Source organism: Mesorhizobium sp. M2A.F.Ca.ET.043.02.1.1 (genome assembly GCF_003952405.1).
Classification (GTDB): Bacteria; Pseudomonadota; Alphaproteobacteria; order Rhizobiales; family Rhizobiaceae; genus Mesorhizobium.
In genome coordinates, this window is sequence record NZ_CP034445.1 from 1 (window position 1) to 12,880 (window position 12,880).

A 12,880-nucleotide genomic window follows, 5' to 3' on the forward strand; every position below is an offset into this window, starting at 1 on the left:
CCCCGGTCATCGAAGAATTTGCGCTTCCAAGACGCTGTCAGACCTATCCAGCATGCCGCTAGCCCGCCTTCACAGCTTTGACGTAATGCCCAGCCGGAACGGAATGAACGAAACTCTCGCATTGGCCCGCGCACAGAGCGACAGCCCGCGCTAGTTCGACCGCCCGCCGCGCCACTCCACCACCGAAAGACAGGACAGAACAGGCCATGCATCCCACGGACAAGATAGACGCCGGCCGAAAATGTAGCGACCATGGTCTGCCAGCCTCTGCATCGTACATGCTGCCCCCGCGCCTTGCGGCCCGACTTGCGATAGAAAAGCACTCTCTGGCGTCAGAAACTCCGGCAGCGAAATCATGCGGGGTCAGTTCACCCAGATAAGACGACGACCATCCCGTCTGCGGCCCAGCCCGGCACCTTCATAACTCGCGCGGCCCACGAACACCACAGCATCCCGGCCAGACCTCCACGCCAAACGCGCCCGCCGCGAGCCACTCCGCCAGAGAAATCAGCGCCCCGACCCGGCAGCCAGAAAGAGCATCTATTCTTGCACCGCGGCAAGCGTCCGCCGCATACCTCTACGCGCCGGCCCGCTGGTGTTCTACACCCCCCGATACCGCGTCCACAAGTGTCATCTGCGAGCCCCCTCCGTCGGAGCGCGCAGATCTTATCCAACCCATCACGCCACCCACTGTCCCACGCCACGAAAGGCAAACCCCCACGCCACGGATCAACCTCTTGTCTCGGGGCAACAGTCACACCCGTCAGCCCGGGCTGAGGGCGGTCAAGCGACTTCATCCAGACCACCGTTTCCTGGCCCCTCACCCCCACGCGACCCCGCCCCTGCTGTTCCCCAGCACCTTTCATGCGCCCGTCGCACAAGCACCACCACGATTGATCCCGACGTACCCCGCCATATCATTCGTCCAGCAGCAGCACCCTTGTTTACTGCGTGACTTCGAGCGAACATTCCGCGGCCGCTTGACGCGCTCGCTCATAACCGGCCCCCTCCGCGCCAGTTCCCAAGTTCCAGCTACCGCCATCCACTGCGTATCGCATACCCGATTTGCGGGTCCTATCGCAGCGAAGGAACAGCCGAACGCATGCCGGCCTAAATTCCTTGCACTTCTCTTATCGCGACGGTGGACCAATGGCCCCCCCGCCACCTGCTCCCGAATCGTCCCAATTATGAAGCCAGACTCGAGCAAGGCACTCGACTCCTTGGGGTCAAATTTTGGTGAGGCGCGACTCGGGGCTTCGCCCCCACAATTGCCTCACTGCAGCGGGGACGACGCCGGACCCCGGCAGACAGCAGCTGAACAAGACTCCAGCCTTTGACCGATCTCACTTACGTTGATCGCACCATCTACACCACGACTTGCCGAAGAGACGGCCAGCCAGCCGGCGATGGCAGTCCTTGAGCCCCGCGCGTCTTCCTCTTCCCCATCCAACCGAAAGATTCTAATCTCCCTCCGGACTATCTCGGCCCGGCAATAGTCAGGCCGTCTAATCCAGACTCCAGCAACTACTTCTCGCGGACGAAACACGCGCGCGCCGCACATAGACGCTTGGGCCGCCCACACGCTTCATCGTATCGATCCCAGCCCAAAGCCAGAGGATCGGTGACAGAAGCTTTATTCGATCCTGCGGATCCGGCCCCTCCGCCGTACCTACGGATTCCCCAGTAACTCCTACTCCGTCCTTACAAGTCCGTACCGGCGACTCTCACTAGCTTTAAGCTTCGTGGTACACCTCTGCATACTGCTAGGAGTTGCCGCTCCAATCCATGGACTCACTGCATCCCCGCCCATTCCCACCAGCATCTCGCTTCCGCGCGAACTGACATTAATTCGAAAAAATCGCCGCGTCGGCGGCGTCAGCGACATGACCATTTGGCGTTGGTTGCGTAAGCCTGATCTTGGCTTTCCTCGCCGATCAACATCAATGGCCGGAACTATTGGCCCGAAGCCGAGCTTACGGCCTTCATAGAGAGCCGACGCGTCCGCGCTTAACGCAAAAAGCCCGCCTGGCTGCAACCGGCGGGCTTTGCATTCTGACATTCAAGTGGATTGACCGTGAACCATTTTAATGAGTCGCCATCCGGCGAGCAAGAGCCCGTTGCCGAAGACGGCGCGTCAGCGCGGCGTTTGCAATTTGCAAACGTCCGGCAGCACGGCGATGAACAGAAAATCACTGAATTCCTCGACGCGATGCGCTCGGCGGGCGTCCATATGGACACCGCCAACTCGCGCGGCGCCTCTCACCCGATTGCCGATGGAAAGGTGCACCGCGCCAATGCCCAGGGCAAGAAAAAGGCCAGGAACCAACACGTTTGGTATGTGCTGCATCTGGACACCCCGGCCTCGGGCGCCTTCGGCGACCTGCAAACCGGAATTCAGGATACATGGACGGAAAAGCGCCCCTCCGCGATGACGGCGGCCGAACGCGCCGAACTGAAAAAACGCATGGCGGAAACGCAACGCCAGCGCGAGGAAGAGCGGGCCGCCCTTAATGCCGCCGCTGCCGCCGCTGCCGGGCTCATCATGGCGTCGACCGAGAAGGCGCCGGCCTCACACCCCTACCTCGCCAAAAAGGGCCTGCCGCCCTTCCCTGGCCTTCGGCGCCTCAAGCAAAACGTCAAATACACCATTGAGCCGGACGAAGACCCCCGCACCGCCCGCGCCGGTTCCCTCGTCGTGCCGCTGTACACGCCTGGCACCGAACTGGCGAGCGTTCAGCTCATCGGCGATGACGGCACGAAACGCTTTCTCAAGGGCACCGCGAAAGAAGGGAATTACCATCCCATCGGAAAGCGGCCCGAAGATCCAGGCGCTGAATTCACCATTGCCATAGCCGAGGGCTACAGCACCGCCGCCCGCGTCCACCAAGCTACCGGCTACCTCACTATTACCGCGTTCGACGCCGGCAACCTCGGCCCCGTTTCCAAGGCGATACGGGCGAAGTACCCGAAAGCCCGCTTGCTCTTCGCGGCGGACAACGACCGCCTTGTGAAGATGCCGGACGGCGTTTCAATCCTGGCGTCACAAAGGCGAAGGAAGCGGCGGAATCCGTGGCCGGACTCGTCGCCTATCCCGAGTTTGACGACGCCGAAATCGAGCTTACCGACTTCGATGACCTCGCCCGCAAAAGCGGACTCGGTCGCGTTAAGGAGGTCATCGACGCCGTGCTGTTTCGCGACCCTGGAGCGGATAAAGACAACCCTCGCCACCGGTTAGAGGTGGATCGGCGGGTGGAGATGCCTGCGTTTGTTTCGCGCTCTCCCAGCGAGATTCGAAACCTAAGCATCGCTGGTCAAGAATTTGAATCGGCAAGCCCCACTCACCTCGCGCGCAACATCGTCAACGTTCTTCGGCGCAACTTCGGTGACATCGTCTTCGATGAAGGCGCAGTACATGTGTTTCACGAAACGCATTGGCATCGCGTAGATGATAAACGCGACCTCGGCCCTCTCATTTCTGAACTGGACGGACAGCCAGCAGGCCGCCGCACTATCGCCATGGGGCCCAAGCTCCGAAAAGACATAGTCGCAGAAATTGAAATCGAACTGTTGAAGTCACGAGATTCCAAGCGCGGCTTTTTCGAAGAGGCGCCAGTCGGAATATGCGTAGCAAACGGCTTCGTAAGGTTCGATGCCAGCGGCGTCGTCTTGGTTCCCCGCCACGCCCCTGACCAGCGCGCGCGTTGGACGTTAAGCGCACATTGCGACCCGTCGCTTCCTGAATTACCCGCCGCCGACACTCTCTTGCACCGGCTTCTTACCGGGGCATTCAAGGGAGACGAAGACGCGGAAGTGAAGATATCGCTTATCGGCGAAATGCCGGCGCTGCAATCAGCGGCCAAGCTACTCGGATCACAAATCCCCTCGCCCTATTCTTGGTCGGCGAGACTGCCGAAAATGGAAAGTCGCAAATATTGGCCCTGCTCCGAGCCCTTCTACCGCCAGGCGCCGCTATCTCTTTTGGCGCCCACGTACTTTGCCGATGAAAAGCACCGGGTTCGTCTGATCGGCTGCCTAGCCAACGTTGTGGACGAGGTGGACGGCAAAGCAATCGATTCCGCCGAGTTCAAGAAAGCGGTCCTGGAGAAGCGCATTGTCGGCCGCGATGTCTATTCGCCGGCCGTAGAGTTCACACCGAAGGCGCTACACACCTTCTCCTGCAATGCCCTTCCGCGCTTCACGAACGGTTTCGATAGAGGGATCCGCCGCCGCGTCCTACCCATAAGCTTCAATCGGACCATACCCGCCGGAGAGCGCGTCCCGCAAATAGCAGCCCCGCATTGTAGCCGAGGAAGCGCCGGCCCTACTTTCCTTCGCGGTTGCTGGCGCTTTGCGTCTGTCCCGCAATGGCAAGTTTACGCTGCCGCCCTCCTCTGCCGATCGCATTGCAGAATGGGGACGAGCCGACCCGGTGAAAGAATGGGCTGCCCGGTTTCTGGTTCCTGCGACAAGGAGGCCAATGGGCGGGTGGCCTCGGCGGTTGGAAGTATATGCCGCGTTCCGCGCCTGGGCACTAGCTGAAGGCTTCTCGCAGTTCAAAATCATCGAACCCGACGCGTTTTGGTCGACGCTCAAGATGGTTCCGGACCTGCGCTTCGCAACAATCAACGGCTATGCCGTTGTCTATGCCGAAATCTCACGTGAGCCGGCGAACGAGGATGGGAACGATGAAGATCATGAAAAGAGGTAGGGACTCGGTAGCAGCCGAGACACATAAGACGGCTGCTAAGTCATTGAAAGTAGTAGCGGCAGGGGTAATCGGGGTGGTTCCAAGAATTCCCGACCTGTCAAATTCGACGACATTCCCTCCATCTGGTCGGCGCAAATATGGAAATTTCGCGACCAACCGCTACAGCCCCTACGCGCGGCTATTTTCAATAGGTTAGTTGGGCGCATGTCCACTTGCCCACCACCAACTCAGGAAGTGCTCAAAATGTTTGAACGTTTAACCGAGTCGAATTCTCGCGACCCGTATAAGGACCCGCCCCTAACCCGTGAGGACTTTGAGAGAGCGGAAGCTGTCATTCGTAAGTTCGCCAGACACTTCGCTGGAACAGAACACGGTCGGGCTTTCGCCGCTTGCGTCCGTCTACTCTCAAAGCTCGACACTGACCCGGGGAGCGACGTGGCAAGGCAACGAGGCTATTTGCTTCGCCACCTAAGGGCCAATGAACCCCGCTACGCCTTACACGCTGGGTTGAAAGTCTTCGCTCTCGCGTTCGTCGATGATGCCAAGCAATTCGTCAAGCATCGTAGTCAACTTGGTGAAAAAACGACGGGGCACCCTCTACGAGATCCTTGGCTGTCCATCTCCTACATTCTCAACCTTTACGGCGGAAAGGAACCCGACCTGGATCTCGTGTTGAGTGACCTCAGCAAGTAGCAGGTCCTTCCCCCCGGGTGCGGGGCTGAGGGGAACGCTGCAGCGCACATTCTCTCTAGCGTCTGGCTCGGCCAAAAGCATACCTTCACTATGCGCAACGAATATCGGTGCGTGGCTAAAGCCGAGGAAACGCGCAGGCTCCAGGTGCACGCAGATGTTCGCTGTCACGGAACAGAGCGATGGTCGCACCTCCAGCAATGTCGAAGGCTGCGAAGGAGCCGTTTGCAGACGATCCGCTTCAGGTGATAGAAAGATCGAGTGGCTGCCATTAAAACGCAGGGGAATTGTAGACTCAACCTCTCCCTTACCAAGGGAGTGCTCTACCACTGAGCTACCGCAGCAACGGGCGTCTGAATAACCGCAGACGCCTTGAATTGCAAGGCGTTGAGGCCGCCTTTAACACTCTGCGCCGTTTTGGCTCGATGTTGCCAATGTGGTTCCATACGGGCTCGGCACGTCCTCCAGCCCACACCGTTTTCGACGAGAGCTACACCGTTTTTGTTGCCGGTTCGTTGCCATTCTGGATGCGATTTGAAAGCGGCCCCGTACAGCGATTTCTCGCACCCCCCTTCACTCACACCACGGCGGAGGCCTCCGCGTGCGTCCTTGCCCCGTCCGCGTGGCGAATGGATGCGTTGGGGGCGGCTCGGAGCCAGGTCAGGCCAGTGCGGTGCTGCAAATACCCGGCAGACGGAACCGGAGCCGGGAAACAGAGGGGTAAATCATGCAGCGACCTCTCCACGGGTCACCGGCCACCGGCTTAGCGGTCGCTCGACGGTCTTACAGCAACATCCGCCTTGGATAGGACAGAGTTTGCCGACGTCTGCGATGGGCCGTAACCCGACGTCCGTTGCTGGAGGCCTTCGGCACAAAGCCGCCATGCTGTTCAGCTCGGCCAGCACAGTCTTGAACTGCTCGTGCGCCTTGATGCAAACTGTTTGCTCAGATTTGAGGGAACCCCATGAACGCCGAAATTGCACGCAGCGTTGGGAGATTCGTAGGTTTGGAGGAGCCGCGGACGCTATCAACACGTTTTCTCCAGGTGGCCGAGATCATCGGTACCCGAGTGAACTGGACACAGGTTGATCAGGGAACACCGGTACACATGGAAAGCAGTAACGGCTATCTGCTGTGCCTTCAGCGCCGCTACCTCCCAAGTTACCCTTACTGGGTCAATGGCAAGCCGGTTTCGTCGATGCCTCTGCACGGGGGACAATTCCTGTTCCTGGACCTCAATGAAGACCATGCCTCTGTAAGCAAAGGCACCGTGGATTGCCTCTCCATGTACACCTCTGGCGAGGCACTGCAGCGCTTCCAGGACGAGCATGACTTGCGGCCGGTGGGGAAGCTTCGAACTGCCAACGGTGTGGCCTTGAGTGATCCCACGATAAGCAACTTGGGAGAGTGTCTGGTCCCCGCGTTTGAGCGGCCGGATACGATGGCCCGATTGTTTGCTGACCAGTTGGCCACGGCACTCATGACCCATCTCACCGCGTTTTATTCGGAGCAGCCTGCAGCCCTGCGGCCCGTGCGGGGCGGGTTAGCACGCAGGCATGAGCGTCGGGCGAAGGAGATGCTTCTGGCCAACATGGACGGACAGGTTGGCCTAGAGGAACTCGCGCGGGTATGCGGTTTATCTAGAAGCCACTTCGCCCGTGCTTTCAAAGCTACGGTAGGATTGTCGCCCTTTCAGTGGCTGGTTGCGCAACGCGTGGAACAGGCGAAAAGTATGCTTCTGAATTCGGATTTGCCCGTGGGCGAAATTGGCCTTGCCTGTGGCTTCTCGGACCAAAGCCATTTTACCCGCATCTTTGTAAAGTACACAGGTATCGCGCCCGCTGCGTGGCGGCGGGTGCGGAGGTCCTAGGCGACCGCTAAGCCTTCACCTAAAGGCAGCACTCTCATACAAATCGCAGCACTTTTCTCACTGGCCGGCTGGAACGGATCCGGTAGCTTTCCATGCGCTCAAAATATTGATCCTCACACCGTGCGGAGCGAACATGACCAACCGAGACCTGAGTTCAGGCGAGGCAGGGAATTCAAAGGGTTCTCAACCTGGAGCCGCAGCGCTTTCACGGCGCGCAATCCTTCAAATCGCAAGCGGCGCGGCATCACTTGTTGCGGTTCCCGGCGCCGTGGCTCAGTCGGCGGTGCCGAATGCGACCGCGACCGTGGTCGATGGACCGATTCACTTTAGGGTGAACGGCGAGAGCAAGCAGCTCGAATTTGATACCCGCCAGTCGCTTCTAGACGTGCTGCGCGAAACCCTCGATCTGACTGGGACGAAGAAGGGCTGCAACACCGGCGCATGTGGCGCCTGCACCATCCTTGTTGACGGCAAGCGTATCGTCTCCTGCCTCACGCTCGCGGCAATGCACGAGGGCGCCGACATCCAGACGATCGAAGGCGTCGCAAAGGACGGCGAACTCAATCCGCTCCAAGAAGCTTTCATCGAGCATGATGGGCTTCAATGCGGGTTCTGCACGCCCGGGCAAATCATGTCGGGGCTTGGGTGTATTGCAGAAGGTCACGCCGGCTCTACCGACGAGATCCGCTTCTGGATGAGCGGCAACATCTGCCGGTGCGGCGCCTATCCCGGCATTGTCGCTGCGGTGTCGGATGCCGCAGGGAGGGCGTGACGATGGTCCCGTTCGTCCTGGAAAAAGCCAACGACATAGAGGCTGCAATCGCATCCGCTGTCGCGGGCGGCCGCTACATTGCGGGCGGCACGACGCTCGTCGACCTGATGCGAGAGGAAGTCGAGCGGCCCGAACGCTTAATCGACATCAATGCGCTTCCACTACGTGACATCCACGTCGATGGTGGCGATCTGGTCCTGGGGGCCCTCGCCACTATGGCTGACATCGCAGCTCATCCCGACGTGCAGCGCCTCCATCCCATGATTGCAGAAAGCCTCATCGAGGGAGCATCTCCGCAATTGCGGAACATGGCTTCGATCGGCGGAAATCTCCTGCAGCGCGTCCGCTGCCCCTACTTCCGTATGCTCGACGCGGCATGCAACAAGCGCAACCCCGGATCAGGCTGCGCCGCTCTGGAGGGTTTGAACGCGGGCCATGCCGTGCTGGGCACCAGCAGTCATTGCGTTTCTACGCACCCCTCAGATGTGGCCGTCGCGTTCGTTGCACTCGGGGCGATCATGCGCGTTCGCGGGCCTCAAGGAGAACGAAGCTTTGCCGTGGAAGACCTATTCCGCCTACCCGGCGACACGCCGCACCGGGAGCATACGTTGTTGCCTGGCGAGCTAATCGTCGAGATACGCGTGCCGAGCGCGCCCTACGGCCGACGAGCTCGCTATCTCAAGGTCCGCGACCGCGCTTCTTACGAATTCGCGCTCGTCTCCGCGGCGGTCGCACTGGAGGTGGAGGATGGCGTAATACGCTCTGCGCGCGTCGCTTGCGGCGGGGTCGGCACCATGCCTTGGCGGATGCGCGGATGCGAGACCGCGCTCACCGGGCGGCCGGTGGACCGCGATGTCTTCGAGGAAGCGGCGTCCCTTTCGACGCTGGGCGCGAAGGCGCTTCACCACAATCACGTAAAAATCGCACTTTTGCCGCGAACCATTGTCCGAGCGCTTGAAATAGCGGGAGAACTCGCATGACCATTGCCTCTATAGGGAAACCTTTCACGCGCGTGGATGGACGGGCAAAGGTCACTGGAGCAGCTCGCTACGCGGCAGACTTCAATCAGCCGGATCAGCTATATGCCGTCATAGTTAGCGCAAGCGTTGGTCTTGGTCGCATCACAGACATCATGGCGGCCGAGGTGGAAAGCATGCCGGGCGTCAAGGCGGTGATCACTCACCGCAATTCGCCTCAGCTTCCGTATCTGCCGCACAAGGCTGTCATCGATCCGGCGGCGGGCGAGCGGTTGCATGTGCTGCAGGACGAGATAGTGCGCTTCTATGGCCAGCCGGTAGCCGTCGTCGTCGCCGACACGCTTGATGACGCGGAACACGCTGCTGCAGCACTACGCATTCAATATGATTCCAGCCGGCCCTTGGTCGATCCCACGGATCAGCTGGCCGAAAGGATCGCTCCGAGTGCGGGCCGCGCGGACAGATCGCGCGGCGACGCCGACCGCGCGCTCACGGAAGCAGCCTACAAGATCGATGCCGTCTATGAGATTGCACGAGAGAACCATAACCCCATGGAGCCGCACGCGACTATCGCGGCATGGGAGGGCGAGCGGCTCATCCTCTGGAGCAAGACGCAATACATCGCCAATGAGCGGGCGGAGATTGCTGCCGTCTTCGGGCTGCCGGTAGAGAGCGTTCAGGTGAACTGTCCCTTTATTGGAGGTGCCTTCGGCACCAGTTTGCGGACATGGCCACATGTGACGCTCACCGCACTTGCGGCTCGGCATGTCCGACGCCCTGTGAAGCTGGTGCTTACGCGCAAGCAAATGTTTTTCACCACCGGGCATCGGCCGCGCACGCAACAGAGGGTTGCGGTGGGAGCGAACTCGGAGGGTAAGCTTGCAGGTATCCTTCACGAGGGTGTCGGTGAAACGAGCCGGTACGAGCAGTTCGAAGAGGCGCTGACAGCGGTCACCGAATACATGTATTCGTGTCCCAACTTGCGTACTCAGTACCGGCTGTCACCGCTTGATACGGGCACGCCTAACCACATGCGCGGCCCAGGAGAGGCGAGCGGCATCTTCGCTCTCGAAAGCGCCATGGATGAGCTCTCCTACGCGATGAGCATTGACCCCATAAAGCTTCGGCTGCGTAACGAGCCGTCCATTGACGAAGCCCAGGGCAAGCCTTTTTCCAGTCGCTCGTTGACGCAATGCTATCAGGTGGCGGCTCAACATTTCGGCTGGTCACGCCGAAATCCGGAGCCGCGATCGATGCGCGACGGTCGTCTTCTGATCGGGATGGGGGCAGCGTCGGCAACATACCCCGCATTCCAGGCGCCGGCTAATGCCCTCGTCCGGCTGATGCCCGACGGTTCAGTGGAAGTCGAGGCCGCTGCCAGCGACATGGGGCCAGGCACCTACACGTCGATGACACAGGTGGCTGCGGAATTCTTAGGTCTGCCCACGGACAGAATTCGGTTCCGACTGGGTCGGTCCGATTATCCCGAAACGCCTTCTCATGGTGGCTCCTGGACCATGGCCTCGGTGGGCTCGGCGATACGGGAGGCGTGCTTCGAGGCACAAGCGCAAGCTGCTGCACGAGCAACACAGCCCGGCTCGAAGCTTCACGGATTGCTAGCGCCGGATCTGGAGTGGGCCAACGGACGGCTACAGCGTCGGGGTGATCCTTCCCAGGGCCTATCTTACCAAGACATTGTCAATGGTTCAGGGTCCCCGATTGAGGCGAGAGGTTCTGCCCAGCGGGCGCAGGAATTGGCCGAGAAATACTCGATGCATTCGTTCGGCGCAGTCCTGGCGGAGGTCGCAATCGATCCGGACGTGGGAACGATCCGCATGCGCCGTCTCGTGGGTGCATACGGTATCGGCCGCGTCGTCAACCCGCTGCTCGCCAGGAGTCAGTGCACCGGCGGTATGATAGGAGGTATCGGCATGGCTCTAATGGAGCGCACCGTCCTGGATGCCCGCGACGGCCGGCCGGTTAACGCGCATATGGCCGATTACCTCATGCCTGTGAACCTCGACGTTCACCAACTCGAGGCGCATTTTGTCGAAGAGGTCGATCCCCATGTAAACCCGTTGGGAGTGAAGGGCCTTGGTGAGATCGCCTTAGTCGGAACCGCTCCAGCCATAGCCAACGCAGTTTTCCACGCCACGGGAAAACGAGTGCGCAAGCTGCCGATTTATATCGAGGATGTGCTTGGGAGTTGAGAGATCGGGGACCCGAGGCGCGTCCGCTATTGGGCGCGGTGAAGTTTACCAAAACGTCCGCGTTGAGGCGCGTTGCCGACGGGCAGCATGGGGGCCGAAGGCGGAGCTGCCTGCTCGTTGCCCTTACGAGCATGGAACAGCTTAGATCAGCCGGGTATCGCCAGGAAGCTGCCCCTCTTCCAACATCGCCAGGAATAAGCGGTGTTTGTCAGGCACACCTTTGAGCACGTGCTCTCCGTGATCTGCGAAACGTAGGCCTGAGCCTGCCACCAAGTCCCTCACGGTTTGAGAGGTCAAAACCATTCCGGCCTCCGCTGAACTCATGATCCTTGCTCCTGTGTGGATAGCGAGGCCTGTTACGTTGGTCCCGACAATCGCACATTCCCCGACGTGAACACCCGCTCGAATGTCGATCTCAAGCTGCTTCACCGAGGCGGCAATGGTGAGGGCACACCGTACCGCGCGCGCTGGCCCGTCGAACAGTGCCAAGAAACCATCACCGGCAACCGAAAACTCCTCGCCGCGGTAGCGTGCGATTTCCTTGCGTACGACGTTGTAATAGGAGGTTAGCGTATTGCTCCATGCTTGATCCCCGTCCCTCGCTAGATGGTCCGTTGATGACACGATGTCGAGGAACAGTATCGCGGCTAGCTTTCGGTCAGGCGTAACCTCCGGCGTCACACCGGTCAAAAACGACTGAATGTCGGCCAGGATCGTATCCATGTCCTTGGCGACGAAGGTGTGTATGTCTCCGGGATACTCCCTCATTTCTGCTTGAGGTATGCGCCGCGCCATGTCGCGCGCGGCTTCAGCCGATGCAACCGGATCGTGGGAACGGATCATGACTAGCGTTGGCATTGAGATCGCAGGAAGGATATTCCGGATATCGATGTCCCGATTCATCGCTTCGTAGGCCGCATATGCGGACGGGCTCGCGGCGGCCCTCATAACACGCGCTTGGGCATCGACCACCGTTTGATCGACACTACGCCCCAGCCCGACCCCTGCTCCACGGATGTACTCGTCTGAGGGGCCGTTCTCAGCCACATCCTTGATAAGCTGATCATACGCCTCGGACGACAAACCCCATGGGTGGTCTTCTGAAGCGCACCAACGAGCTTGCGTGCCCCAGACGATTAGCGATCTCACGCGGTCCGGGTTCAAGGCAGCAAACAAACTTGTCATCGAGCCCCCCTCGGAAACACCGAAAAGACTGGCACGCTCAACCTTCTCGGCATCCATCACGGCCCGGATGTCGTCGGTCCGTTCCTCAAGAGTCGCCATTCGGATTGGGCGATCGGACAGCCCGGTTCCACGCTTGTCGAACTTGATGACCCGGCAGAACGCCCCGAGCTTCTCGAAAAACAGAGCGCGCAGTGGCATTTCCCATTCCAGATCGAGGTGGGATGCCGTTCCCGGTGCCCAAACAAGGTCTATTGGGCCACTCCCCCAGACCTGATAGGCGATGGCCACCTCCCCGCTTCGCGCGTACTTGGTTCGGGGTGTCATCTCATCATTGCCCTATGCGGAAATGAACATGGATCAACGCTAACCTGCGGCCCTCTTGTCTGCAAACTCTCTTCACGCCTCAACCGGAAGATGCGCCGTGGCACCGCTTCGCCAGAACCGATCGACGCGATTTAGCGTGATGCT

The 12,880-nt window shown here is 60.0% G+C and carries 7 protein-coding genes and 1 tRNA gene; 6 read left to right on the forward strand and 2 right to left on the reverse strand.

What is annotated here, in order from left to right:
• Positions 1–3,069: 3,069 nt before the first annotated feature.
• Both EJ068_RS32445 and EJ068_RS00010 read left to right on the forward strand, forming a co-directional pair.
• Positions 3,070–4,539, forward strand: coding sequence for a hypothetical protein (locus EJ068_RS32445; RefSeq protein WP_189342072.1), 1,470 nt, complete (start codon positions 3,070–3,072; stop codon positions 4,537–4,539).
• Positions 4,499–4,708, forward strand: a complete 210-nt coding sequence (locus EJ068_RS00010; RefSeq protein ID WP_127253187.1) for a hypothetical protein — start codon at positions 4,499–4,501, stop codon at positions 4,706–4,708. The genes EJ068_RS32445 and EJ068_RS00010 overlap by 41 nt, the downstream gene beginning before the upstream one ends.
• A 967-nt stretch (positions 4,709–5,675) precedes the next feature.
• On the opposite strand, the gene EJ068_RS00015 is transcribed toward EJ068_RS00010, so the two are convergent.
• Positions 5,676–5,739 (reverse strand) — tRNA-Thr (locus EJ068_RS00015).
• A 623-nt stretch (positions 5,740–6,362) separates the two neighbouring features.
• Here EJ068_RS00015 and EJ068_RS00020 point away from each other — a divergent pair.
• The 4 genes from EJ068_RS00020 to EJ068_RS00035 all read left to right on the forward strand — a co-directional run bounded on the left by EJ068_RS00020 (position 6,363) and on the right by EJ068_RS00035 (position 11,227).
• Positions 6,363–7,268, forward strand: a complete 906-nt coding sequence (locus EJ068_RS00020) for an AraC family transcriptional regulator (RefSeq protein WP_127253185.1) — start codon at positions 6,363–6,365, stop codon at positions 7,266–7,268.
• 133 nt (positions 7,269–7,401) lie between these two features.
• Entirely contained in the window at positions 7,402–8,040 is a 639-nt protein-coding gene (locus tag EJ068_RS00025; protein WP_126082619.1) for a (2Fe-2S)-binding protein, read from the forward strand.
• A 2-nt stretch (positions 8,041–8,042) separates the two neighbouring features.
• On the forward strand, positions 8,043–9,020 hold the full coding sequence (locus EJ068_RS00030) for a xanthine dehydrogenase family protein subunit M (protein WP_127386093.1): 978 nt from the start codon (positions 8,043–8,045) through the stop codon (positions 9,018–9,020).
• On the forward strand, positions 9,017–11,227 hold the full coding sequence (locus EJ068_RS00035) for a xanthine dehydrogenase family protein molybdopterin-binding subunit (protein ID WP_127253735.1): 2,211 nt from the start codon (positions 9,017–9,019) through the stop codon (positions 11,225–11,227). Before EJ068_RS00030 ends, EJ068_RS00035 begins: the two co-directional genes overlap by 4 nt.
• Before the next feature lie 141 nt (positions 11,228–11,368).
• Here EJ068_RS00035 and EJ068_RS00040 read toward each other — a convergent pair whose 3' ends face one another.
• Positions 11,369–12,700, reverse strand: coding sequence for an adenylate/guanylate cyclase domain-containing protein (locus EJ068_RS00040; protein WP_189342310.1), 1,332 nt, complete (start codon positions 12,698–12,700; stop codon positions 11,369–11,371).
• Between the last annotated feature and the right edge of the window lie 180 nt (positions 12,701–12,880).